Consider the following 23,960-nt stretch of genomic DNA (forward strand, 5'->3'; position numbering starts at 1 on the left):
TCAATGCTCCTTCTTCAGCGGGCTGGAGTTCAGGCCCAGCCCCTTGAGCTGCCAGCTTCCCTGCACCTGCTGCCAGCTGAACTGGCGGCCGACCCAGTCCACCTGCAAGGCGTGATGCAGGCGGCTCTGGTCAATGCGCCGGCCTTCGTCCAGGGCCTTTCGCGCGCGGTCGCCGGCTTGGTTGAACAGGGGCCAGAGCTGGCTCAGGTTCAGCTCCTTGCTGATCGGCAACTGGGCATACACGCCCTGCTCCGCCGAACTGAGCAGCAGCCCTTCCTTGCCGAGGAACGCAGCACTGCTGTTGTCCGGCGACACCGACACCAGCATGGCGTAGTGGGAGAACCCCCAGCCGGGCAGCCGCTCGTCGAACCACAGCACTTGCCCGGTGGAGGGCACCAGGGCCCGCGCGCCCTCGGGAAACAGCAGCAGGTCGCTGCGTCCGGGTTGCGGCTGGCCCCAGTCGGGTTCGCTCTTGCTCTTGACCGGGCTGAGGATGCGGGCCAGGGGCGTGTCGTTCTGCACGGCGATCAGCACCGTGCCGACGCCCATCCATTCGATGGTGGTGGCCAGCAGTACCGGTTGCCCGCCCCGGGTCGCCCCGGTGGGTTTTACATCGGTGATCTGCCAGGCGTTCAGCGGCCGATAGAGCTGGCCCTTGTAGGTGATTTCCCGGGGGCTGCTGCCGTCCCGACGGTGGTACACCTTGAAGTCGCCAAAGCGCTCAATGGATTCACTGGTCTTGTTCAGCCAGGCCTCGAGCTTGGCCTGGGGCGATTCGCCAGCCAGTGCCGGGAGGGGCATGAGCAGGAGCCCGGCCAGCAGGCAGGCCAGGCCGCGCCCGATCTGCGCAAGGCACAGGGCGCGCGCGGCGGCGGGGCCCGTGCCAGTGGGTCGTTGAAGAGTCTGCATTCCGTTGCCTGTCGCTTGATGGGAGGGTGGCCGGGGCCCTAAGGGACCAGGTAGCCCCTGACCCCGGTGAAGATGATCTGCGCCGCCAGGGCGCAGACGAACAGTCCCATCAACCGGCTGACGATCTGCAAGCCCTGGTCGCCGAGGATGCGTTCGATGCGGTTGGACAGGTACAGCACCACCCCCACGGTGAGGCTGGCCAGGGCGATGCTGAGGATGGCGGTGAGCTTGTCGTCCCAGTGCGGCTGGCTGACGCCCATCACCAGCAGGGCGCCGATGGTGCCCGGGCCCACGGTCAGGGGAATGGTCAGCGGGACTATGGTCACGTCCTGCTGCACGTTGTCGGTCTGCACCGCCGATTTGCCCTGGGCCATGCCCAGGGCAGAGATGAACAGCACACTGCCGGCGCCGATGCGGAAGGCGTCCACGGTGATGCCGAACACGCCGAAGATCACCCGGCCGAACAGGTACAGCAGGATGCTGGAGACCAGGGTCGCCAGGGCCACTTTCCAGGCCAGGCGCCGGCGCTCCTTGAGCGAATAGCCGCGGGTCAGGCTGATGAAGCACGAGAGCACGAAGAAGGGGCTGTAGAGCACCAGCATCTTCAGGTAAACGCTGAACAGCACGTGGAGCATGGTGGGAGCTCACGACTAAAGGAGGGCGAGCGAGAGTTTAACAGGCGCCGCAGAGCCTGTCGGCTCAACTGGTGTGCGCGGTGCTGCGCTCGCGCAGGTCGCGCTGGGTCACCCAGTGTTCCACCAGTTCCCGCAGTTGCGAGAGCTCCACGGGCTTGGCCATGTGCCCGTCCATGCCGGCCTGGCGCGCGCGCTCCTTGTGCTCGGCGAGGATGTGCGCGGTGAGCGCCACTACCGGGGTGCGTACCCGCTGGTTGCCGACTTCCCAGGCGCGCAGTTGCTGGGTGGCGGAGAAGCCGTCGAGCACCGGCATTTCGCAGTCCATCAGTACCAGGTCGTAGCGGTTGGCTTTCATTGCCTGCAAGGCTTCCTCGCCGTTGCTGGCGGTATCGGGCTGCAGGTTGAGCTTGCCGAGCATGCCGCGGATGACCTTGGTGGAAATACTGTTGTCCTCGGCCACCAGGATGCGGAAGTCGCTGGGCACGGTGACTGGCGCCGGGGCCTGGGCAGCGTGCGCCGGCTGGTTGTAGGGGGCGGCGGGGGCCTTGTCGCGCTGATTGAGTTCGTCCGCCAGGGTGGTCTTGAGGGTGTAGCCGGCCACTGGCTTGGCGAGGATGCGCTTGATCCCGGCATTGCGTGCAATCACCTTGCTCGGCGCATTGCTGATGCCGGTGAGCATGATCAGCAGGATGTCGTGGTTCAGGCTCGGGTCTTCCTTGATCTTCGCCGCCAGTTGCATGCCGGTCATGCCGGGCATGTTCTGGTCCAGCAATACCACGTCGAAGTAGTCCCGCAGGTGCGCCTTGGTGCGTAGCAGGGCCAGGGCTTCCTTGCCCGATGGCACGGCGCTGACGTTCAGGCCCCAGGCACTGCACTGCTGTACCAGCACCTTGCGGCAGGTGTCGTTGTCGTCCACCACCAGTACCCGCGCGCCCTGCAGGGGGCCGTCGAGGTCGGCGGTCGGGTGTTCCAGGCGCTCGGCATCCAGGGGCAGGGTCAGCCACAGGGTGCTGCCCTGGTTGGTGCCGCTCTTGATGCCGAACTCGCCATGCATCAGCAGGATCAGTTGACGGGCGATCACCAGCCCCAGGTTGCCCCCCAGGCGGGTGGTGGCGAGGAAGTTCTTGCTGTGCAGCTCGGTGTGCAGCAGGGCTTCGCGCTCTTCGGCCTCCATCGGCTGGCCGCTGTCCTGCACGGCGATGCGCAGGCGCGGTTTGCTGCTGCGCTCGTCGAGGGCGACGACGATCAGCACTTCGCCTTCATCGGTCTTCTTCAGGGCATTTTCCAACAGGCTCAGCAGGGCCTGGCGCAGGCGTGTCGGGTCACCGCTGATGACCCGTGGCACCTGGGGCTGGATGAAACTGATCAGCTCGACGTTCTGCTGTTCGGCCTTGGCCCGGAAGATGCTCAGGCAGTCTTCGATCAGGGCGTTGAGGTCGAACTGCACATCGTCCAGTTCGATCTGCCCGGACTCCAGCTTGGAGATGTCGAGGATCTCGTTGATCAGGGTCAGCAGCTCGTTGCCGGCACTGTGGATGGTCTGCACGTAATCGCGCTGCTTGACCGACAGCGGGGTGCCCAGCAGCAGCTCGGTCATGCCCAGCACGCCGTTCATCGGGGTGCGGATCTCGTGGCTGATCTTGGCCAGGAACTCGGCCTTGGCATTGACCTCGGCGGTGCTGGCGGCCAGGTCGCGGCTGACGCTGAAGCGGTTCTCGGTGATGTTGCGCTGGCGCTCGCCCAGGGCAATGCTCATCAGCAGCCCGGCGATGCACACCACGCTCAAGAGGGTGACGATCAGGCCTTGCGGGGCCACCAGGGTCAGCCCCAGCAGGGCCGGCAGGATCACCAGGGTGCCGAGGTTGAAGATCACCATGGCGGCGACGAACAGGCGCGCCGGGCGATAGCCCTTGTGCCAGTGATAGCCGCCGACGAACAGCATGCTCAGGCCGGCCAGGGCCACCAGGCCGTAGGTGATGATGTTCAGCGGCAGGGTATCGACGAACAGCAGCAACAGGCCGAACAGGCTGATCAGCAGGATGTTGCCCAGCAGCAGGCGGTTCAGCGGATGCGCGCCCAGAGGGGTGAAAAAGCGGTAGGCGAACATCATCCCGCAGGGCGCGGTCAGCAGCAGGGCGATATAGGCCCCCGGCGTCTGCAGGGCTTCCCAGGCCGGGAGCCAGGGCCCGAACAGGTTCAGCAGCATCAGCAGGCTGAGGGTCAGCAGCCCTTCGCAGGCTGCCAGCCACAGGCTGCTGCGCGAACGGGTGTAGGCGAAGCGGGTGAGGTTGTGCAGGATCAGCATCGCCAGGCAGCCGAACAGCAGGCCGTAGATCAGCGTCTGGCTCTGGTCGGCCGCGCCCATCACCGCCGATTGCAGGGTGATGAAGGGGCGCAGTTCGTGTTCGGACACCAGGCGTACATAGACGTCCAGTGGCTTGGCGCTTTGCGGCAGCGGCAGCATGAAGTCGCTGCTGGGCAGGGGCTTTTGCGCCTGCGACGGGCCGGAGCCGGTGTTCACTTGCTCGATCAGCTTGTCGCCTTCGAGCACGTAGAGGTTCAGGTGGGACAGGTCGGGGGCGAAGATCCGCAGGATCTGCTCATGGGTTCCCGGTTGCAGCTTGAAGCGTAGCCACAGGGCGCCATCGGGCTCGGCGGCGGTAAGCTTGTCCAGCTCGATCGGGCTGAACTGGTTGGTGTAGCGCGGGGAGCGGATGTCACTGAGCTGCAGGTCGGCCTGTTCGTCGAGCAAAACCGCCCAGCCACTGCCTTGAGCGGCCAGGGCCGGGTTCAAGCAGAGCAGGGTCAGCAAGGTGACGGTGAAGCCTAGGGCAATCCTGAGCCAGCGCACGGCGAAATCCCTTCGTTGGTTGATGCCTGATTATAACTATGCGCGGCGTAATGACCGCACGGCAAGGGCGTGTGCCCTTGCCGGGGTCAACGACAGCCTTACTCCTGGCCGCGCTCGCGGGCAATGGCGCGGTAGCCGATGTCCTTGCGGTAGAAGCAGCCCTGCCAGTCGATCTCGGCCGCCAGGCGGTAGGCCTGTTGCTGAGCCGCGTCGACACTGTCACCCATGGCGGTAGCGCACAGTACCCGGCCGCCGGAGGTCACGACCTGGCCATCCTTGAGTGCGGTACCGGCGTGGAACACCTTGCCTTCCAGTGCTGCCGCGGCGTCCAGGCCAGTGATGGCCGCGCCCTTGGCATAGTCACCAGGATAGCCGCCTGCCGCCAGAACGATACCCAGGCTCGGGCGTGGGTCCCACTGCGCTTCGACCTTGTCCAGGGCCTGGGCCAGGGCGGCTTCCACCAGCAGCACCAGGCTCGATTGCAGGCGCAGCATCACCGGTTGGGTTTCCGGATCGCCGAAGCGGCAGTTGAACTCGATGACTTTCGGGTTGCCGGCCTTGTCGATCATCAGCCCGGCATAGAGGAAGCCGGTGTAGACGTTGCCTTCCTCGGCCATGCCGCGCACGGTGGGCCAGATCACCAGATCCATCACCCGCTGGTGCACTTCTGAAGTGACCACCGGTGCCGGGGAGTAGGCGCCCATGCCACCGGTATTGGGGCCAGTGTCGCCGTCGCCGACGCGCTTGTGGTCCTGGCTGGTGGCCATGGGCAGCACGTTCTTGCCGTCGACCATGACGATGAAGCTGGCTTCCTCGCCGTCGAGGAACTCCTCGATCACCACGCGGGAACCGGCGTCGCCGAAGGCATTGCCGGCCAGCATGTCGCGCACCGCTTCCTCGGCTTCGGCCAGGGTCATGGCCACGATCACGCCTTTGCCGGCGGCCAGGCCGTCGGCCTTGATCACGATCGGGGCGCCTTTTTCACGCAGGTAAGCCAGGGCCGGCTCGATCTCGGTGAAGTTCTGATAGTCGGCAGTAGGGATCTTGTGGCGGGCGAGGAAATCCTTGGTGAAGGCTTTCGAACCTTCCAGCTGCGCAGCACCGGCAGTCGGGCCGAAGCAGTCCAGGCCACGGGAGCGGAACAGGTCGACCACGCCAGCCACCAGCGGCACTTCCGGGCCGACGATGGTCAGGGACACATTCTTCTGAGCAAAGTCTGCAAGCTGCTCCAGGGCCAGGACGTCGATGGCGACGTTCTCGCACTTGGCCTCGATGGCGGTGCCGGCGTTGCCTGGGGCGACGAACACTTTCTGAACCCGTGGGTCCTGAGCGACTTTCCAGGCCAGAGCGTGTTCACGACCGCCGCTACCAATGATCAGTACATTCATTTCAAAAACCTCGGATGACGCTAATTCTGTTTTGGAACCTGAAGAGCTGGACGCCTCAGGAGGTTGCAATGACAGTGGTAGATGCAAGGCGGAGCCCACCTCGATGAGCGCAGTTGCCTGTTGGCAATGAGCATCATCGAGGTGGGCTCCAACGCAGCAGATGCCGGTGTCAGTGCGACCGTTGTCGTATCAGTGACGGAAGTGGCGCATGCCGGTGAACACCATGGCAATGCCCGCTTCGTCGGCCGCGGCAATCACTTCGTTGTCACGCATCGAGCCGCCGGGCTGGATCACCGCGGTGATGCCGACCTTGGCGGCGTTGTCCAGGCCGTCGCGGAACGGGAAGAACGCATCGGAGGCCATGACCGAACCGGCGACTTGCAAGCCGGCGTGCTCGGCCTTGATGGCGGCGATTCGCGCGGAGTTCACGCGGCTCATCTGGCCGGCGCCGACACCGATGGTCTGGCGGTTCTTGGCGTAGACGATGGCGTTGGACTTGACGTACTTGGCGACTTTCCAGGCGAAGATCAGGTCGTTGATCTCTTGCTCGGTCGGGGCGCGCTTGGTCACGACTTTCAGGTCATCGGCACTGATCATGCCGATGTCGCGGCTCTGCACCAGCAGGCCGCCGTTGACGCGCTTGTAATCCCAGGCCGCAGCGCGCTCAGCCGACCACTGGCCGCAGGCCAGCAGGCGCACGTTGGCCTTGGCAGCGACGATGGCGCGGGCTTCTTCACTCACGGATGGGGCAATGATCACTTCGACGAACTGACGCTCGACGATGGCCTTGGCGGTGGCTGCATCCAGCTCGCGGTTGAAGGCGATGATGCCGCCGAAGGCCGATTCGGTGTCGGTGGCGTAGGCCAGTTCGTACGCCTGGCGGATACCGCCTTCAGCGTCCGGGCTGACCGCCACGCCGCACGGGTTGGCGTGCTTGACGATGACGCAGGCCGGCTTGACGAAGCTCTTCACGCATTCCAGCGCGGCGTCGGTGTCGGCCACGTTGTTGTAGGACAGCTCTTTGCCTTGCAGTTGGGTCGCGGTGGCGATGCCGACTTCAGCAGGCTTGGCCTCAACGTAGAACGCCGCGCTCTGGTGCGGGTTCTCGCCGTAGCGCATTTCCTGGGCCTTGATGAACTGGCTGTTGAAGGTGCGCGGGAATTCGCTGCGATCTTCTGTGCTGAGGGTTTCGGCGGCCTGGTTCACGGTGCCCATGTAGTTGGCGATCATGCCGTCGTACGCAGCGGTGTGTTCGAAGGCCTTGAGCATCAGGTCGAAGCGCTGGGCGTAAGTCAGGCCACCGGCCTTGAGGCTTTCCAGGACGCCGGCGTAGTCGCTGGCATTGACCACGATGGCCACGTCCTTATGGTTCTTGGCCGCCGAGCGGACCATGGTCGGGCCGCCGATGTCGATGTTCTCGATGGCGGTCGGCAGGTCGCAGCCAGGCTTGTTGATGGTGGCTTCGAACGGGTAGAGGTTGACCGCGACCAGGTCGATCGGCTTGATCCCGTGCTCGTTCATGATGGCGTCGTCAATGCCGCGACGGCCGAGGATACCGCCGTGGATTTTCGGGTGCAGGGTCTTCACCCGGCCATCCATCATTTCCGCGAAACCGGTGTAATCCGCGACTTCCACTGCGGACACGCCGTTGTCCTGCAGCAGTTTGAAGGTCCCGCCGGTGGAGAGGATCTCCACACCAAGGGCTTCCAGCTCCTTGGCGAATTCGAGGATCCCGGTCTTGTCGGAAACACTGATCAAGGCGCGGCGGATCGGCAGGCGGGTAGTCTGGTCGGTCATCTCAATTTCCATCAAAAGCAAAGGAGTCAGCAAAAAAGGCGACCGTTTTTTACGCGGGCGCCTTTCTGGTTTGATTGAATGCTTACAGCAAATCGTACTGCTTGAGTTTCTTGCGCAGGGTACCGCGGTTCAGACCCAGGAGTTCGCTGGCCTTGGTCTGGTTGCCCTTGACGTAGTTCATCACGCTTTCGAGCAACGGAGCCTCGACTTCGGAGAGCACCAGGTTGTACACGTCCGTGACGGCAGCGCCCTCAAGGTGGGCGAAATAATTGTGCAGCGCCTTCTCGACACTCCCGCGAAGGGTCTGGCCTTCTTCGCTGGGTGTATTGAGGTGCTGTTTCAAATTCACGTTGTCGCTCACGGGTGTTGTTCCACTCACTAAAGTCTCGGTCATCATCGTCATGCGGCCACCCCCTCTCCGTCCCCTGTTTCCAGGCTCTTGTAACGTCCGGCAAAGAACTCACGAACGTTGGCGCATTGTGCTTCCGTATCTTCCAAACGATTGAAGTGGGCGCGAAACTCCCTGGCGCCCGGCAGGGTTGCGAGATACCAGCCCACATGCTTGCGCGCAATGCGTACGCCCATGACATCTCCATAGAAGGCATGCAGCGCGGCCAGGTGCTCTAGCAGAATACGTTCCACCTCGAACAGCTCCGGTGCCGGGAGGGTTTCACCGGTACTGAGGAAGTGTTCGATCTCACGAAAAATCCATGGCCGCCCCTGGGCGGCCCGGCCGATCAACAGCCCGTCGGCGCCGGTGGCGTGCAACACCCGCCGGGCCTTTTCCGGCGAGTCGATATCGCCATTGGCAAAGACCGGGATCGACACCGCCTGCTTGATCGCGGCAATGGTGTCGTACTCGGCTTCACCGGTGTACAGGTCGGCCCGGGTCCGACCATGGACCGCCAGTGCCGTGATGCCGGCCTGCTCGGCGATCTTCGCCACCGTCATGCCGTTCTTGTTCTCCCGGTCCCAGCCGGTGCGGATCTTCAGGGTGACCGGTACATCCACAGCGGCCACTACTGCCTGGAGAATCTCGTTGACCAGGGCTTCGTCCTTCAGCAACGCGGAGCCGGCGGCCTTGTTGCAGACCTTCTTGGCCGGGCAACCCATGTTGATATCAATAATCTGTGCGCCCAACTCGACGTTGGCGCGGGCGGCGTCTGCCAGCATCTGTGCATCACCCCCGGCAATCTGCACCGAGCGGGGCTCGGGATCGCCTTCGTGGATCATGCGCAACCGCGATTTGCGGCTGTTCCACAAGCTCATGTCGCTGGTGACCATTTCCGAGACTACAAGGCCCGCGCCCAATTGCTTGCAAAGCTGACGAAAGGGCTGGTCTGTAACCCCCGCCATCGGGGCGAGAATCAAACCGTTGTGCACTGTATATGGGCCGATGCGTACCGCCGACATAGGACTTCCCTGTTGTGGGGCCGGATCATGAGAGTTCGAAAAAGGGTTGGCATGATACCCGCTCTCGATGACCGGATAAAGGCTGAATTGGATAAAATCTGAACAGTTCTTCTGTAACGTCCTGGAAGCAATCCAGGCGAAACAGTCATAAAACTGTCGTTAATCCAGAGTCGTCCGTGAACTTGTGCAGCCGATTCACTCAGGCGAGTGGAAACTCAGACTGTAGTTCACCGCTTTCGGGCCGGGGTCAAGAATATCCAGGGCGATGTGAATCGGGGTCTGCGGCGGCATTTCCGCCGCATCCTGCAAGTCACCGCCCAGGTATTCCCCGGGCTTGAAGCTGCGGCTGGCGATCAGGTGGCCGTTGAGGTCGGCGAAGCGCAGCTCAAGCAGCGGGAAGGGTTGGGAGAAGGGCGCGCGGTTATAGATGATGGCGTCCACCACCAGGGCGCCGCTGAATTCCGGATGGCTGCGTACCACCAGGTTGCTGCTCTTGATCCGGGCGATGTCGACCCGGGAAGGTACCGTGCAGCCGAATTCCGGGCACAGTTGCTGGAACCAGGGGCGGTACTGGTCCTGGCGGGCCAGCTCATCAAAGTGATAGGCGACGTATTGTCCCACCAGGCCGCCGGCGGCCAGCAGGATCAGCAGCAGCCAGAGCAGGCGCTTGCCCCAGGGCGAGCGGCGCTTCTGCCAGTCGAGGTGGAGCGGGTCGTCCACCAGGTCCAGCAGCACCTCTTCCTTGACCCCGGGCTCGTTGCGCTCGCGGCGCTTCTTGCCGGAGACGGCGGGCTCGTCGTCCTGGTCGTCCGGGTTGGCAGGCGAGTGAGGTTCCAGGTCATCGTCCAGGCGCAACCTGGGCGCCTGGGGTTCGTCGTCCAGGTCCGCGAGGTTGAACGACAGCGACGGTTCGGTGCGGCTGGGCTTGGGTGGTTCGGCGCTGGGTTCGGCGTCGTCCGGTTGCACCTTGGGGGGCGAAGGCTCGCTGTCGTCCCGTTCGGCGGCGCTGCCGAACAGTCCGTCCGGCCAGTGCGCCTCGTCGGCGTCCTGGGTGTCGCGCCGGGCGCTGAGGCTGCCTTCCTTGTGCTCGCGTTCCTGGCCAAAGGCCTTGGCTGGCTGGATTTCACGCTGTTCGAGCTTGGCCAGTTCCTCATCGAGGTCCAGGTGATCCAGGTCCATCTCGGCGGCCGACCATTGCTTCTGGCTGATGGCGCGCTGAGGAGCGGCAGGGGCCGCGGGGGGTGGCAGATCCGGCTCGGGTGCCGCCGGTGCCGGCGCCACGGTCGCTGCGGGAGCAGCCGGTGGCGCTACGGGTTTGGCAGCGGCTTTCGAGGTGGCAGCTTCCTTGGCCGCGCGCTGCTCGAGCAACTGCCGTGCGGCGTTGAACACCTGCAGGCAGGAGCCACAGCGAACCACTCCACGGGCCACGCTCAACTGGGCGTGGCTGACGCGGAAGCGGGTTTGGCAATGCGGGCACTGGGTGACGAAACTGTCGGTCATGCGGCCATCCGGATTATGCAGGCGGCCATTCTAGCGCCGACGGCCGGTGATGCGCACCCAGCCATCAAGGGTGGCGATCGGGTCCAGATCGAAGTCCTGGGCATAAGCTGCGGCGACTTCCTCGCCCTGTTCGGCAAGGATGCCGGAAAGCGCCAGGCGCCCGCCGGACTTGACCAGCCCCGAAAGCTGCGGCGCCAGGGCCACCAGTGGCCCGGCCAGGATGTTGGCCACCAGTACATCGGCTTGCACCTGGGGCAGTTGCTCGGGCAGGTAGAGCGGGAACAGCTCGTCGGCAATGCCGTTGCGCCCGGCGTTGTCACGGGAGGCTTCCAGGGCTTGCACGTCGATGTCGGTGCCCACCGCCTGTTTGGCGCCCAGCAACAGGGCGGCAATGGCCAGGATCCCCGAGCCGCAGCCGAAGTCCAGCACGTTGCAGTCCTTCAGGTCCTGGCCGTCCAGCCATTCCAGGCACAGGGCGGTGGTCGGGTGGGTGCCGGTGCCGAAGGCCAGGCCCGGGTCCAGCAGCAGGTTCACGGCCTCGGGCTCCGGCGCGGCGTGCCAGCTGGGAACGATCCACAGGCGCTGGCCGAAACGCATGGGCTGGAAGTTGTCCATCCAGCTGCGCTCCCAATCCTGGTCTTCGATGACTTCGCTGTGATGCTCGGGCAGCGGGCCGCCGGTCAGCAGCTCCATGTGGGCGAGTACGCTGGCGGCTTCGGTGCCGCCCTCGAACAGGGCCAGCAGATGGGTGTGGGACCAGAGCGGGGTGGTGTTCAGTTCAGGTTCGAAGATCGGCTGATCCTCGGCGTCCATGAAGGTGACCGAGACGGCACCGACTTCAAGAAAAGCGTCTTCGTAGGTTTCGGCTTGTTCTGGGCTGATGGCGAGACGGACTTGCAGCCAAGGCATGGCGGGCACCTTTGAAAATATGTGATGTGCAGCCTAGTGGGCCGCGAGAAGCGCGCAAGTTTACGCGAGACGCCCCTTGGGAGCGAGGGGGATGCCCTGTGCTTGGTCGCAAGGACGGTTGATCAGAGAATGGCCGCTGCGCGGTTCGCGAGCGGGCTCGCTCCTGCAGGGCGGCGGATACGACAAGGCCGCTCGAAAGCGGCCTTGTCGGTGTGGCGGGTGCCGATCAGTGTTGCTCGGCCAGCTTGTGCTCGAGGTAGTGAATGTTCACGCCCCCTTTGCAGAAGCCTTCGTCACGGGTCAGGTCGCGGTGCAGCGGGATGTTGGTCTTGATCCCGTCGACGACGATTTCGTCCAGCGCATTGCGCATGCGCGCCATGGCTTCGTCACGGGTGGCCCCGTAGGTGATCAGCTTGCCGATCAACGAATCGTAGTTCGGTGGAACCGCGTAACCGCTGTACAGGTGCGAGTCGACGCGCACGCCGTTGCCGCCCGGGGCATGGAAATGCTTGACCGTGCCTGGGCTTGGCATGAAGGTTTTCGGGTCTTCGGCGTTGATCCGGCATTCCAGCGCGTGGCCGCGGATCACGACGTCGTCCTGGGTGAACGACAGCTTGTTGCCGGCGGCAATGCTGAGCATTTCCTTGACGATGTCGATACCGGTCACCATTTCCGATACCGGGTGCTCTACCTGCACGCGAGTGTTCATCTCGATGAAGTAGAAGCGGCCGTTCTCGTAGAGGAACTCGAACGTGCCGGCGCCACGGTAGCCGATGTCGATGCACGCCTTGACGCAGCGGGCGAAGACTTCCTGGCGCGCAGTCTCGTCGATGCCCGGTGCCGGCGCTTCTTCGAGGACCTTCTGGTGCCGACGCTGCAGCGAGCAGTCGCGGTCGCCCAGGTGGATGGCATTGCCCTGGCCGTCGGACAGCACCTGGACTTCCACGTGACGTGGGTTGGTCAGGAACTTCTCCAGGTAGACCATCGGGTTGCCGAACGCCGCGCCGGCTTCGGAGCGGGTCAGCTTCGCCGAGGCGATCAGGTCTTCTTCCTTGTGCACCACGCGCATGCCGCGACCACCACCGCCGCCGGCGGCCTTGATGATCACCGGGTAGCCGACTTCACGGCCGATGCGCAGGGCGGTTTCCTCGTCTTCCGGCAGCGGGCCGTCGGAACCTGGAACCGTCGGTACGCCGGCAGCGATCATGGCGTGCTTGGCGGAAACCTTGTCGCCCATCAGGCGGATGGTCTCGGCTTTCGGGCCGATGAAGGCGAAGCCGGAGTTTTCCACCTGTTCGGCGAAGTCGGCGTTTTCCGCGAGGAAGCCGTAGCCAGGGTGGATCGCCGTGGCGCCAGTGACTTCAGCGGCCGCGATGATGGCCGGGATGTGCAGGTAGGACTGCGCGGCTTGCGCAGGGCCGATGCATACCGATTCGTCTGCCAGGCCCAGGTGCATCAGCTCCTTGTCGGCCTTGGAGTAGACGGCTACGGTCTTGATCCCCATTTCCTTGCAGGCACGCAGGATCCGCAGGGCGATTTCGCCGCGGTTGGCGATCAGGACTTTTTCCAACTTCGCAGGCTTCAACATCAAAGACTCTCCGCGGTTCAAACGATGGTGAACAGCGGTTGGTCGTACTCAACCGGCTGGCCGTCTTCGACAAGAATGGACTCGATCACACCGCTGGTTTCAGCTTCGATGTGGTTCATCATCTTCATCGCTTCGACGATGCACAGGGTGTCGCCCTTCTTCACGCTCTGGCCGACTTCAACGAAGGCTGGCGAGGTAGGCGAAGACTTGCGGTAGAAAGTACCGACCATTGGCGAACGGGCCACGGTGCCGTTCAGCGCGGGTGCGGCCGGTGCTGCAGGAGCGGCGGCAGCAGGAGCGGCAGCGGCAGGCGCAGCCACTGGAGCGGCAACCGGAGCCGGTGCGTAGTACTGCTGGGCTGGAGTCTTGCTGTGGCGGCTGATGCGTACGGACTCTTCGCCTTCCTTGATCTCCAGCTCGTCGATGCCGGACTCTTCCAGCAGTTCGATCAGTTTCTTAACTTTACGGATATCCATGAATCATCAACTCCCAAGGGTCGGTCAGGGGCGTTTATCGCTTGTCGTTCAAGCGTTTGCCTGACGTTCAAGCTGTTCTAGGGCGGCCTCCAGGGCCAGTCGGTAACCGCTGGCGCCAAGGCCGCAGATCACTCCCACCGCAACATCGGAGAAGTAGGAGTGATGACGGAAAGGTTCGCGTTTGTGCACGTTGGACAAATGCACTTCGATGAATGGGATGCTCACCGCCAGCAGCGCGTCACGTAATGCGACGCTTGTATGCGTAAAAGCTGCTGGATTGATCAAAATGAAATCCACGCCTTCATCGCGGGCGGCATGGATGCGCTCGATCAATTCGTACTCGGCATTGCTCTGCAGGTACTGCAGATGGTGCCCGGCATCACGGGCCCGTTGCTCCAGGTCCTGGTTGATCTGGGCCAGGGTAGTTGCACCGTAGACCCCCGGTTCACGGGTGCCGAGCAGGTTCAGGTTGGGTCCGTGAAGAACCAGTAGGGTGGCCATCGGTTGTTCCTTGTTATCGGGGGCTGTTGTCAGAACCCGGCGACTATGCCGGAAAGACTTTATGACTGTCCAGTTCTCTGCAATAGCCAGCACGATGACCGATGTTTGCGCAAAATATGTGACCGACAGATTAAATCCGGTCATTTGCCCTCAAGAAGGGGGGCGTGCTTCTTGTCGCCCGTTTCGTCGCTGATGGCGGTGGGTTGTGGTTTGCGCGCCCGTTTCAGAGCCTAGACGCGGAACGCTTGGACGGCCGTATGCAATTGCCCGCCCAGGTCCAGCAGGTTCTCGCCCTGGGCCCGGCCTTCGCCGATGCGCAGCAGGTTGTCGCCGCCCAACTGGTGGATGCGTTCGCTGTGATCGCGGATTTCGCTCACCGCGCCGCTCTGCTGGGCAGTGACATCGGCGATCCGCACGGCGGTATCGGCGATGGTCTGGATCGCCCCGACGATTTCGTCCAGGGCGCCATCGGCGGCCTGGGCCTGGCCGGCGGTGGCCTCGGCGTGTTCGACCTGGGCGCGCATGCCTTGTACCGATTGCTGGGCGGCGGCCTGCAGGCCGGCGATCAGGGTCTGGATCTCCGCGGTGGCCCCGGCGGTGCGCTGGGCCAGGGAGCGCACTTCTTCGGCGACCACGGCAAAACCGCGGCCCATTTCCCCGGCGCGGGCGGCTTCGATGGCGGCGTTGAGGGCCAGCAGGTTGGTCTGGTCGGCGATGGAGCGGATCACCGTCAGCACGCCGCCGATGGTGGCGGATTCCTGCGCCAGGTGTTCGATCATCTGCGCGTTGCCCTGGACTTCCCCGACAAGGGCGTGCAGCCCGGTGAGGCTCAGGCCTATGACTTTCTGCCCCTGCTGCACGGCGAGGCCAGCACTGCGGCTGGCGTCGGCGGCCTGGCTGGCGTCCCCGGCGACCTGCTGGATGGTGGCTTCCAGTTCGCCCAGGGCATCGCGGATCTGTGCGGTGTCGCCGGCCTGGCGCTCGGCGCCGCTGTGCAGGCCGCTGCTCAGGTCGGCCAGGGCGCGGCTGCTGCCGGCCACTTGTTCGGCGTTCTGGCGGATGGTGCCCACCAGGTCCACCAGGTAGGCGCGCAGGCGGTTCAGGGACTCCTCGATGTCATGCAGCTCGCGGTTGGTCTTGCCCAGCTGGATCGGTCGGCTGAAGTCGCCTTCGGCCCAGGTCGACAGCGCCGGGGCGAGGTTGGTCAGAACCCGCGCCAGCTTGCGCTGCAAGGTGTCGATCACCAGGGCGATCAACAGGATCAGGCCGATCATCAGCCCCTGCATCAGCCGCACTTCGCCCTGGATCTGCCCGTGCTGGGCCCGTACCGCCGGTTCCAGCTCGGCGATGGCCTGGCGCACGGCGTTGATCTTCAGCAGGGTTGCGGCGCTCAGGTCGGCGCGCTTCTGGATCTGCTCGCGGGTGCGTTGCAGTTCTGCCGGATAGCGGCTGAGCAGGCTGTTGAGTTCACGCTTGAAGCCTATGCCGGCATCTTCGGCGGCGGCTTTTTCGGTGTTTTCCAGGCCCATCATGGCGGCGAAATCATCGGTGCCCGATTCGCTGCTGGCGGCCACGCCCAATAAAGGCAGGGCTTCGAGCTGATCGGCCTGGGCGCGGATGCTGTTCACTTCCCGTTCCACATCGGCGGCCAGCTCGCTGCGGCCACTGCTCACCAGCTTGTCCCGGGCCAGGGAGAGCTTGCCCAGGTGCTGGGAGGCGGTGAGCAATAAAGGCAGGTAGTTCGCCGCTTCCGCGCTCTTGGCCCCGCTGGCGTACTGGCTGAGCTGCTCCAGGTTGGCGCCCAGCTCGCGTTCGGCCTGCAACAGCAGGGCCTGGGGATCGCCTGCCAACTTGCCGGCGGCCAGCAGGTCGGTCTTGCTGAAGTCGTCGAGGCTGGCCAGGCTCGGGCGCAGGCTTTGCGCCAGCGGTAGCGGCAGTTCGCCCAGCTCGCCCTGCAGGGTTTCCAGGGCCTGGGCCGCACTGCTCAGGCGCAGGGCATCGCCGCTGGCCAGGTAGTCTTCGATATTGCGCGCCACCTGGTTCTGAAACTGCTGGGACAGCCCCAGGTAGCGCTCCATCAATAGATAGGGGCGTTCCAGGGCCCGTTGCGACCACCACAGCGTCGCCCCAAGGGCGAGGCAAACGGCAACGAGCAGCAGGGTATTGAGATTGGTCAGCAGCTTCAGGCGCATCGGGGCTCTACCAACGGCATAAATGGTAAGCGCCTGAATTTATTGCGTTTGTATTACAAGGTTATGACCGAATCGGTGGATTCGGATGAAAAGATGGCACTTTGACTTGATCGCGCGGCCTGGACCCGATTGCGCCCACCATGCTTGGCCCGGTACAGGGCTTCGTCGGCCTGGCTGGCCATCATCAGGCTGTCGGAATCCTCCTGCATTTCCACCACCCCGGCGCTGAAGGTGCACCACAGGTCCTGGGGCTGGGCCGGGTAGTGGATCTCGGCAAAGCGCTGGCGGATTTCGTCCAGAACCTTGCACGCGGCGTCCTGGTCGGTGTCGGGCATGACAATGGCAAATTCTTCGCCGCCGTAGCGGCCGATGAAGTCGGTCTTGCGCAGGCGCTGTTTGAGAAACAGCGCCAGGCTCTTGATCACCCGGTCGCCCATGGGGTGGCCGTGGCTGTCGTTGACCCGCTTGAAGTGGTCGATATCCAGCATGGCGAAGCTCAGCGGCTTGCCCTCGCGACGGGCGCGGAAACTGCAGTCTTCCAGCAGTTGCAGGATATGGGTGTGGTTGTACAGGCCGGTGAGGCTGTCGCGGACCATTCGCGCCTTGAGGTTGCGCGCCCGGGCCGCGCGGTTGCGCACGGTGGTGATCAGGTGCCGGGGCTTGATCGGCTTGGTGAGGAAGTCGTCGCCGCCTTCGCTCATGGCGTCCAGCTGCTTGTCCAGGTCGTCCTCGGCGGACAGGTAGATGATCGGCACGCTGACGTAGCGGTCGTTGTGGCGGATTACCTTGGCCAGCTCGGTGCCGGTGCAGGCCGGCATGTACATGTCGAGAATGATCAGGTCCGGCTGGAAGTCCGCCAGCTCGGCCATGGCCTGGATCGGTTCGATCAGGGTGCGGGTGACGATCCCGGCACTGTTGAGCAGGCGCTCGGTGTGCAGGGCCTGGGCCCGGGAGTCGTCGATGATCAGCACTTTATAAGGTTCGTACTGGGCGACGCAGGTCAGTACTTCGATTTTTTCCAGCAGGCTGGAGGCTTCCAGGGTGCCGGTGAGGAATTCCTGGCCGCCGGCGCGCACTGCGGCCAGGCGCGTCGGGGTGTCGGTTTCATGCAGGCTGAAGAACAGCAGCGGGAGTTTCTGCTCCAGGCCGACCTGGGCCTCGGCGGCCAGGGTCAGGCCCATGCCGGCACCGCAGAAATCCACATCGATGACGATGGCCGCCGGCAGGCGTTCGACCATGGACGAACGAAAGGCCGGAATGCTGTCCAGGGACTGGGCGCTGAGGCCGAAGAATTCCAACTGCTTGGCCAGGCGCTCGGCCCGGTCGTGGTCCTGCAGCATCACGTAGATCGGCTTGCGCAGGGGCGGCAGGAAGGTCTGTTCCAGTTGGTCGCCGTGGCGCAGCCCGGTGCGCGACAGGCGCTGCATCAGGCGGTTGAGGTCGGTGATCAGGTTGCTGCTGAGGCGGCCACGGTTGGCGTCCACCGCTTCCAGGGACTGGCTGATGCTGCGGGCCAGCTGGGTATGTTCGGGTTGTTCGAAACGTTCGGCGAAGCGCAGCAGGCGCAGGTTGGCCTCGCACAGCTCCGACATGTCGGTGGTCGACCATTCGCTGCGTTGCAGACGCTGCCATATCTCAAGAATCTGACGTGCCTGATGAATTACCCGCTGGGCAAAGTGGTGCTTGAGGCGCTCACGGCTGGGGTCTTCTGGCTCGGTCATATCCTGACTACTAGTTAGGGTGCATGCTGAGATCGACTGGTGGCTCTATGCTAGCACCACTTTTGTGTCCCATGAGTGTCGTACGTCAATAATGTGCAAAGCGACGTTATTCAGTTCCTGACCGACTGGTCGCGTAGGCTCCGGACTGTGCTTCATTTATAGTGGCCAGCTGATTCGCAATCATTGCGCGGCGCGCATTTGCCGGAAGATTTATCCCGTCAAGGCAAGGCACGATGGAGTAGGGTTGTGGTCGAACCGATGAACTCAAGTGATTGAAAGGACATAGCCATGCTGGATTGGAAGAATCGCGCAGGCAGCGCGCCAGATCGTGCTGCCGAACCCAAGTCGGCGACACGCAGCTATTTCGGTGGCCTGCTGTTCAGTCGTGCCCTGGCCACCTTGCTGGGCCTGTATCTGCTGGTCACCGGTGCCCTGGGCTGGTACTGGAGCCAGGAGCCGGCGCTGTTCCCGGTCCAGCAGAACGCCCAGATCGCCGCCGAGAAGGAAGGCCGACAGATGGTGGTGGGCTACACCACCGTGGAAACCCTGAAGACCGTGGTCGGCACCCTGCTGGACAAGCCGGGTGGCTACATTTCCAACGACCGTTTTCCACCGGGGCTGTGGATGGACAACATGCCGAGCTGGGAATACGGCGTGCTGGTCCAGGTCCGCGACCTGACCCGTGCCCTGCGCAAGGACTTCGCCCGTTCCCAGTCGCAGTCCGCCGAAGACGCCGACCTGGCCAAGGCCGAGCCGCGCTTCAACTTCGACAACAAGAGCTGGATCCTGCCGTCCAGCGAATCGGAGTACCAGGAAGGCATCAACTCCCTGAGCCGCTACCAGGCGCGTCTGTCCGATCCGAACCAGAAGACCGCGCAGTTCTATGCCCGCGCCGACAACCTCAACAATTGGCTGGGTGACGTTGGCACGCGCCTGGGCTCGCTGTCCCAGCGCCTGTCGGCCAGCGTCGGCCGGGTCAAGCTCAATACTGCTCTGAAGACCGAAGTGCCGGCCCCCGGCCAGGGCCCGCAGGTCGATGAAGAAGTGGTGGAAACCCCGTGGATGCAGATCGACAACGTGTTCTACGAAGCCCGTGGCCAGGCCTGGGCGCTGTCGCACCTGCTGCGGGCCATCGAGGTGGACTTCGCCGATGTGCTGGCGAAGAAGAACGCCACCGTCAGCGTGCGCCAGATCATTCGCGAACTGGAAGCGTCCCAGGAGCCGGTCTGGAGCCCGATGATTCTCAATGGCAGCGGCTTCGGCGTGCTGGCCAACCACTCGCTGGTGATGGCCAACTATATTTCCCGGGCCAACGCGGCGGTCATCGACTTGCGTCAATTGCTCAATCAAGGCTGATCCATGGTCGCAACCGACAAAGAGGCGGCCCACCGCGCCGCCTCCGATGCAGAACAGATTGCCTGGGTCGATGGCGAAGACCAGTTGCTGGGCGCCATGGTCCGTTCCGAGTTGCGCGAGCGCGGCCTGATCGGGCGTGGCACCTACATCATGCTGTTCAACTCCGCCGGTGAGCTGTGCGTGCACCGGCGAACCCTGAGCAAGGCCATCTACCCGGGCTACTGGGACGTCGCCGCCGGCGGCATGGTCCTGGCCAGCGAGAGCTACGCCGAGTCGGCTGCCCGGGAACTGGAGGAGGAACTGGGGGTGAGCGGGGTGGAGCTGGTCGCCCACGATCATTTCTTCTTCGAGGACACCGGCAACCGCCTCTGGTGCTCGGCGTTCTGTGCGGTGTGGGACGGCCCGCTGCGCCTGCAGCCGGAAGAAGTCCTCGAAGCGCACTTCATGCCATTGGATCAGGTGCTGCGGGAAATCCACGAAAAGCCCTATTGCCCGGACTCCCTGGCTGCCCTGCAGCGCTATCTGGCACGGCGTCGCTAAAGTTGCATAAATTGGCGCTGATTGGCTCTTAGCAACCGGGCTTTTTGCCGTTACACTGCGCGACTTTTCAAGCTGAACCAGGCTGCCCTGGTTCAGTAGCGCTGCCCCTGCCTGAGTGGGGCTTCGCGGTCGATGGCACCGCCATGTGCTTCGACCAGTCTTTGTCCTCCCAAGAGGATTGCCGGTGGCCAAAAAAGCCGCATCCTTCGCCGCCCTTGGTGGCCTGGTATTTTCCACCGACGCAGGTCGACATTGCCCGGACTGTAGCCAGCCGGTAGCCGCCTGTATCTGCAAACAAACCGTGATCCCGGCCGGCGACGGCATTGCTCGCGTGCGCCGCGAAAGCAAGGGCCGTGGCGGCAAGACGGTGACCACCATCACCGGCGTGCCCCTGGCCGAAGATGCCCTCAAGGAGCTGGCCACGACGCTGAAGAAACGCTGTGGCACCGGCGGCGCCCTGAAAGACGGCGTCATCGAAATCCAGGGCGACCATGTCGAGCTACTCTTGGCGGAACTGGTCAAGCACGGTTTCAAGGCGAAGAAGTCCGGCGGCTAGCAGCCTCTGTGAAAACCACCTGTGACTGGACCCTGTCTTGATTCGCTCAGGACACCGGCGTCGTCTCCATGGTTTTCACAGAGCCTGTTCATGAACGGTTTCTAAACTCGGCACGGCGGGCGCGGTCTATTGCGCTTGCAGGCTAATCGTCATTTTCATTCTTTAGACTGCGCCAGCCCTGGAGTGGGGCGGCGCTCTATGACTTCTTTATAGGGGACTTCGATGTCCGTACGACGCACACGTAAAGACGATGGCAGCCAATGGACAGTTGCGGACAGCCGCAGTGTCTACGGGATTCGCCATTGGGGGGCCGGGTATTTCGCGATCAATGACGCCGGTCGCGTCGAAGTTCGTCCGAACGGCCCGAGCAGCTTGCCCATCGATCTGTTCGAACAGGTCGAGGAGCTGCGCAAGAGCGGCTTGTCCCTGCCGTTGCTGGTGCGCTTCCCGGACATCCTCCAGGACCGCGTGCGCCAGCTGACCGGTGCCTTCGATGCCAACATCGGGCGCCTGGAATACCAGAGCAAGTACACCGCGCTGTACCCGATCAAGGTCAACCAGCAAGAAGCGGTGATCGAGAACATCATCGCCACCCAGAATGTTTCCATCGGCCTGGAAGCCGGCTCCAAGCCGGAGCTGCTGGCGGTCCTGGCCCTGGCGCCCAAGGGCGGCACCATTGTCTGCAACGGCTACAAGGACCGCGAGTTCATCCGCCTGGCGCTGATGGGCCAGAAGCTGGGCCACAACGTGTTCATCGTCATCGAGAAAGAGTCCGAAGTGGGCCTGGTGATCGAGGAAGCGGCGTCCCTCAAGGTCAAGCCACAGGTGGGCCTGCGGGTGCGCCTGTCGTCCCTGGCTTCGAGCAAGTGGGCCGACACCGGTGGTGAAAAGTCCAAGTTCGGCCTGTCGGCGGCGCAACTGCTGTCGGTGGTGGAGCGCTTCCGCGCCGCCGGCCTGGACCAGGGCATCCGCCTGCTGCACTTCCACATGGGCTCGCAGATCGCCAACCTGGCGGACTACCAGCACGGCTTCAAGGAAGCGATCCGCTACTACGGCGAGCTGCGCAACCTCGGCCTGCCGGTGGACCACATCGACGTTGGCGGCGGCCTGGGTGTGGACTACGACGGCACCCACTCGCGCAACGCCAGTTCGATCAACTACGACATGGATGACTACGCCGGCGTGGTGGTGGGCATGCTCAAGGAATTCTGCGACGCGCAGAACCTGCCGCACCCGCACATCTTCTCCGAGAGCGGCCGCTCCCTGACCGCCCACCACGCCATGCTGGTGGTGCAGGTCACCGACGTCGAGAAGCACAACGACGACGTGCCGCAGATCGACAACAAGCAGGAGCTGCCGGAAACCGTGCAATGGCTGGTGGACCTGCTGGGCCCGACCGACATTGAAATGGTCACCGAAACCTACTGGCGCGCCACTCACTACATGAGCGACGTGGCCGCCCAGTACGCCGACGGCAAGCTGACCCTGGCCGAGAAAGCCCTGGCCGAGCAGTGCTACTTCGCCGTATGCCGGCGCCTGCACAACTCGCTCAAGGCGCGCCAGCGTTCCCACCGCCAGGTGCTGGACGAACTCAACGACAAGCTGGCCGACAAGTACATCTGCAACTTCTCGGTATTCCAGAGCCTGCCGGACACCTGGGCCATCGGCCAGGTCCTGCCGATCCTGCCGCTGCACCGCCTCGACGAAGAGCCGCTGCGCCGCGCGGTGCTGCAGGACCTGACCTGCGACTCCGACGGCAAGATCAAACAGTACGTCGACGAGCAGAGCATCGAGACCAGCCTGCCGGTACACGGCCTCAACGAGGGTGAGGACTACCTGCTGGGGATCTTCCTGGTGGGCGCCTACCAGGAAATCCTTGGTGACATGCACAACCTGTTCGGCGACACCGACTCGGTGAACATCTACCAGCGGGCCAATGGCAGCGTGTACCACGCCGGGATCGAGACCCACGACACCATCGAAGACATGCTGCGCTACGTGCACCTGTCGCCGGAGGAGTTGATGACCCACTACCGCGACAAGGTGGCCAGCGCCAAGATCAGCGCCGCCGAGCGTACCCAGTTCCTTGACGCATTGCGCCTGGGCCTGACCCGTTCGTCCTACCTGTCTTCCTGACAGCCCCGGCGAACCCTGGAAACCCACCGCTTGCGGTGGGTTTTTTTTGCCCGCAATTCAGGCTGTACGGCCTGCGGGCACGAGGTTCAGCGAGCCTCGGCGAACCAGCGGTCGCGGCGCTGCAGGTGCCAGGCGAAGGCACCCAGGGTCAGGCTGCGCAGGAACATGAACAGCAGGAACGTCAGCCACAGGCCGTGGTTGCCCAGGCCTTGCAGCGCCCAGGCAAAAGGCAGCAGCAGGAGCACGGTCAGCAACATGCCGTTGCGCATTTCCCGGGCCCGGGTGGCGCCGATGAACAGGCCGTCCAGCAGGTAGCTCCAGACCGCAATCAACGGCAGTACGGCGAGGTAGGGCAGGTAGGTAAAGGCGGTCTGGCGCACGTCGGGAATATCGGTCTGCATTTCGATGAACAGGTGGCCGCCCAGCAGGAACAGCACGGCGAACCCCAGGCTGGCCAGCAGCGACCAGCCACCGGCTACCACCAGCGAGCGGCGCAGGGCCGGGCGGTCATGGGCGCCGATGGCGTGGCCGCACAGGGCCTCCACTGCGTGGGCCAGGCCATCCAGGGCATGGGCGGTAAGCAGCAGGCCGTTGAGCAGCAGGGCATTGGCCGCCACTGTGGCATCGCCCAGACGGGCGCCTTGCACGGTGATCAGGAAGAACACCGATTGCAGGGCCAGGCTGCGGATGAAGATGTCACGATTGACCGCCAGCAGCGGGCGCCAGCTCTGCCAGCGGCGCAATGCCGCCCAGGCGATTTGCCCCGGATAGGCCCGCAGGGCCGGCCGGGTCATGGCCAGGCCGACCAGCGCGCCGCTCCATTCGGCGATCACCGAAGCCCGGGCCGAGCCCACCACGCCCCAGTCCAGGCCGAGGACGAACCACAGGTTGAGGGCGATGTTCAGCACGTTGGTGCTGAGCAGGATGGCCAGCGGTGCCCGGGCGTTCTGGGTACCGAGAAACCAGCCCACCAGGGCGAAACTGGCCAGGGCCGCGGGCAGGCCCAGCAGGCGGGTGTGGAAAAAACTCCGGGTCATCTGGTCCAGCTCCGCCGAGGGCTGCATCAGGTGCAGCGCCGCGCCGCTCAGGGGCACGCCTATGGCGCCCAGCAGCAGCGCCAGCCCCATGGCCAGTATCAAGCCCTGGAGCAGGATCTGCCGCAGCGCCGCCCCGTCGCCGCGCCCGGCGGCCTGGGCGGCGAAGCCGGTGGCGCCCATGCGCAGGAAGCCCATGGCCCAGGCCAGGAAGGTATAGAGGCTGGCACCGACCGCCACGGCGCCCAGCTGGTGGGCGTGGGGCAGGTGGCCGATCACCGTGCTGTCCACCAGCGCTACCAGGGGCACGGAAATGTTCGACAGGATCATCGGCGCGGCCAGGGCCCAGACGCGGCGATGGGTGGGGCGGTGACGCCAATCAGAAATCAGGGGGGGCATGCAGGCTCCTTGCGAGAGCGGGCATTGTACCCGGCGCCCGCGGGCTCCGGGGGTTAGTG

At 64.1% G+C, this 23,960-nt stretch carries 19 protein-coding genes; 4 read left to right on the forward strand and 15 right to left on the reverse strand.

Annotated elements, in window-relative coordinates:
* The 14 genes from AC1RMG_RS26230 to gcbA all read right to left on the reverse strand — a co-directional run bounded on the left by AC1RMG_RS26230 (position 1) and on the right by gcbA (position 17,880).
* On the reverse strand, positions 1 to 909 hold the full coding sequence (locus AC1RMG_RS26230) for a hypothetical protein (RefSeq protein ID WP_053148854.1): 909 nt from the start codon (positions 907 to 909) through the stop codon (positions 1 to 3).
* 38 nt (positions 910 to 947) lie between these two features.
* Complete coding sequence (locus AC1RMG_RS26235; RefSeq protein WP_011059033.1) at positions 948 to 1,544, reverse strand: MarC family protein; 597 nt, start codon at positions 1,542 to 1,544, stop codon at positions 948 to 950.
* 64 nt (positions 1,545 to 1,608) lie between these two features.
* On the reverse strand, positions 1,609 to 4,395 hold the full coding sequence (locus tag AC1RMG_RS26240; RefSeq protein ID WP_493170580.1) for a hybrid sensor histidine kinase/response regulator: 2,787 nt from the start codon (positions 4,393 to 4,395) through the stop codon (positions 1,609 to 1,611).
* Between the two features lie 98 nt (positions 4,396 to 4,493).
* Positions 4,494 to 5,783 (reverse strand): phosphoribosylamine--glycine ligase, encoded by a 1,290-nt coding sequence (purD, locus tag AC1RMG_RS26245; protein WP_011059035.1) that lies wholly within the window; start codon positions 5,781 to 5,783, stop codon positions 4,494 to 4,496.
* A gap of 189 nt (positions 5,784 to 5,972) precedes the next feature.
* A complete protein-coding gene (purH, locus tag AC1RMG_RS26250) occupies positions 5,973 to 7,580 on the reverse strand; it encodes a bifunctional phosphoribosylaminoimidazolecarboxamide formyltransferase/IMP cyclohydrolase (RefSeq protein ID WP_065364915.1) in 1,608 nt (535 codons plus the stop codon).
* An 82-nt stretch (positions 7,581 to 7,662) separates the two neighbouring features.
* On the reverse strand, positions 7,663 to 7,983 hold the full coding sequence (gene fis / locus AC1RMG_RS26255) for a DNA-binding transcriptional regulator Fis (protein ID WP_003186237.1): 321 nt from the start codon (positions 7,981 to 7,983) through the stop codon (positions 7,663 to 7,665).
* Positions 7,980 to 8,993, reverse strand: coding sequence for a tRNA dihydrouridine synthase DusB (gene dusB / locus AC1RMG_RS26260; RefSeq protein ID WP_152685915.1), 1,014 nt, complete (start codon positions 8,991 to 8,993; stop codon positions 7,980 to 7,982). The genes fis and dusB overlap by 4 nt, the downstream gene beginning before the upstream one ends.
* 195 nt (positions 8,994 to 9,188) lie before the next feature.
* Complete coding sequence (locus AC1RMG_RS26265; protein ID WP_053148860.1) at positions 9,189 to 10,493, reverse strand: DUF3426 domain-containing protein; 1,305 nt, start codon at positions 10,491 to 10,493, stop codon at positions 9,189 to 9,191.
* A 30-nt stretch (positions 10,494 to 10,523) separates the two neighbouring features.
* Entirely contained in the window at positions 10,524 to 11,402 is an 879-nt protein-coding gene (gene prmA / locus AC1RMG_RS26270; RefSeq protein ID WP_011059039.1) for a 50S ribosomal protein L11 methyltransferase, read from the reverse strand.
* A gap of 226 nt (positions 11,403 to 11,628) precedes the next feature.
* Positions 11,629 to 12,990: an acetyl-CoA carboxylase biotin carboxylase subunit gene (accC, locus tag AC1RMG_RS26275; RefSeq protein WP_015633996.1), complete on the reverse strand. Its 1,362-nt coding sequence runs from the start codon at positions 12,988 to 12,990 to the stop codon at positions 11,629 to 11,631.
* 17 nt (positions 12,991 to 13,007) lie between these two features.
* Positions 13,008 to 13,466: an acetyl-CoA carboxylase biotin carboxyl carrier protein gene (accB, locus tag AC1RMG_RS26280; protein ID WP_011059041.1), complete on the reverse strand. Its 459-nt coding sequence runs from the start codon at positions 13,464 to 13,466 to the stop codon at positions 13,008 to 13,010.
* A 48-nt stretch (positions 13,467 to 13,514) separates the two neighbouring features.
* Positions 13,515 to 13,967, reverse strand: coding sequence for a type II 3-dehydroquinate dehydratase (aroQ, locus tag AC1RMG_RS26285; RefSeq protein WP_011059042.1), 453 nt, complete (start codon positions 13,965 to 13,967; stop codon positions 13,515 to 13,517).
* A gap of 230 nt (positions 13,968 to 14,197) precedes the next feature.
* On the reverse strand, positions 14,198 to 16,159 hold the full coding sequence (locus tag AC1RMG_RS26290; protein ID WP_236203705.1) for a methyl-accepting chemotaxis protein: 1,962 nt from the start codon (positions 16,157 to 16,159) through the stop codon (positions 14,198 to 14,200).
* Between the two features lie 53 nt (positions 16,160 to 16,212).
* Positions 16,213 to 17,880, reverse strand: coding sequence for a diguanylate cyclase GcbA (gene gcbA / locus AC1RMG_RS26295; RefSeq protein WP_015634000.1), 1,668 nt, complete (start codon positions 17,878 to 17,880; stop codon positions 16,213 to 16,215).
* A 288-nt stretch (positions 17,881 to 18,168) separates the two neighbouring features.
* On the opposite strand from gcbA, the gene AC1RMG_RS26300 reads away from it, so the two are divergent.
* From AC1RMG_RS26300 to speA, 4 genes are all read left to right on the forward strand, one after another.
* Positions 18,169 to 19,236 (forward strand): DUF2333 family protein, encoded by a 1,068-nt coding sequence (locus AC1RMG_RS26300; RefSeq protein ID WP_011059045.1) that lies wholly within the window; start codon positions 18,169 to 18,171, stop codon positions 19,234 to 19,236.
* 3 nt (positions 19,237 to 19,239) lie between these two features.
* Positions 19,240 to 19,776, forward strand: coding sequence for an NUDIX hydrolase (locus tag AC1RMG_RS26305; RefSeq protein ID WP_011059046.1), 537 nt, complete (start codon positions 19,240 to 19,242; stop codon positions 19,774 to 19,776).
* A gap of 184 nt (positions 19,777 to 19,960) precedes the next feature.
* The gene (locus AC1RMG_RS26310) at positions 19,961 to 20,332 is read left to right on the forward strand and encodes a translation initiation factor Sui1 (protein WP_015634001.1); all 372 of its coding nucleotides are present in this window, start codon (positions 19,961 to 19,963) and stop codon (positions 20,330 to 20,332) included.
* A gap of 222 nt (positions 20,333 to 20,554) precedes the next feature.
* Positions 20,555 to 22,468 (forward strand): arginine decarboxylase, encoded by a 1,914-nt coding sequence (gene speA, locus AC1RMG_RS26315; RefSeq protein ID WP_041115725.1) that lies wholly within the window; start codon positions 20,555 to 20,557, stop codon positions 22,466 to 22,468.
* Positions 22,469 to 22,554: 86 nt separating this feature from the next.
* Here speA and AC1RMG_RS26320 read toward each other — a convergent pair whose 3' ends face one another.
* A complete protein-coding gene (locus tag AC1RMG_RS26320; protein ID WP_011059049.1) occupies positions 22,555 to 23,901 on the reverse strand; it encodes an MATE family efflux transporter in 1,347 nt (448 codons plus the stop codon).
* Between the last annotated feature and the right edge of the window lie 59 nt (positions 23,902 to 23,960).

Source organism: Pseudomonas sp. GW822-FHT04H02 (genome assembly GCF_058800645.1).

Coding starts and splice junctions, on each gene's coding strand:
- AC1RMG_RS26230 (WP_053148854.1), bottom strand. CDS start 909: ATGCAGACTCTTCAACGACCCACTGGCACGGGCCCCGCCGCCGCGCGC.
- AC1RMG_RS26235 (WP_011059033.1), bottom strand. CDS start 1,544: ATGCTCCACGTGCTGTTCAGCGTTTACCTGAAGATGCTGGTGCTCTAC.
- purD (WP_011059035.1), bottom strand. CDS start 5,783: ATGAATGTACTGATCATTGGTAGCGGCGGTCGTGAACACGCTCTGGCC.
- purH (WP_065364915.1), bottom strand. CDS start 7,580: ATGACCGACCAGACTACCCGCCTGCCGATCCGCCGCGCCTTGATCAGT.
- fis (WP_003186237.1), bottom strand. CDS start 7,983: ATGACGATGATGACCGAGACTTTAGTGAGTGGAACAACACCCGTGAGC.
- dusB (WP_152685915.1), bottom strand. CDS start 8,993: ATGTCGGCGGTACGCATCGGCCCATATACAGTGCACAACGGTTTGATT.
- AC1RMG_RS26265 (WP_053148860.1), bottom strand. CDS start 10,493: ATGACCGACAGTTTCGTCACCCAGTGCCCGCATTGCCAAACCCGCTTC.
- prmA (WP_011059039.1), bottom strand. CDS start 11,402: ATGCCTTGGCTGCAAGTCCGTCTCGCCATCAGCCCAGAACAAGCCGAA.
- accC (WP_015633996.1), bottom strand. CDS start 12,990: ATGTTGAAGCCTGCGAAGTTGGAAAAAGTCCTGATCGCCAACCGCGGC.
- accB (WP_011059041.1), bottom strand. CDS start 13,466: ATGGATATCCGTAAAGTTAAGAAACTGATCGAACTGCTGGAAGAGTCC.
- aroQ (WP_011059042.1), bottom strand. CDS start 13,967: ATGGCCACCCTACTGGTTCTTCACGGACCCAACCTGAACCTGCTCGGC.
- AC1RMG_RS26290 (WP_236203705.1), bottom strand. CDS start 16,159: ATGCGCCTGAAGCTGCTGACCAATCTCAATACCCTGCTGCTCGTTGCC.
- gcbA (WP_015634000.1), bottom strand. CDS start 17,880: ATGACCGAGCCAGAAGACCCCAGCCGTGAGCGCCTCAAGCACCACTTT.
- AC1RMG_RS26300 (WP_011059045.1), top strand. CDS start 18,169: ATGCTGGATTGGAAGAATCGCGCAGGCAGCGCGCCAGATCGTGCTGCC.
- AC1RMG_RS26305 (WP_011059046.1), top strand. CDS start 19,240: ATGGTCGCAACCGACAAAGAGGCGGCCCACCGCGCCGCCTCCGATGCA.
- speA (WP_041115725.1), top strand. CDS start 20,555: ATGTCCGTACGACGCACACGTAAAGACGATGGCAGCCAATGGACAGTT.
- AC1RMG_RS26320 (WP_011059049.1), bottom strand. CDS start 23,901: ATGCCCCCCCTGATTTCTGATTGGCGTCACCGCCCCACCCATCGCCGC.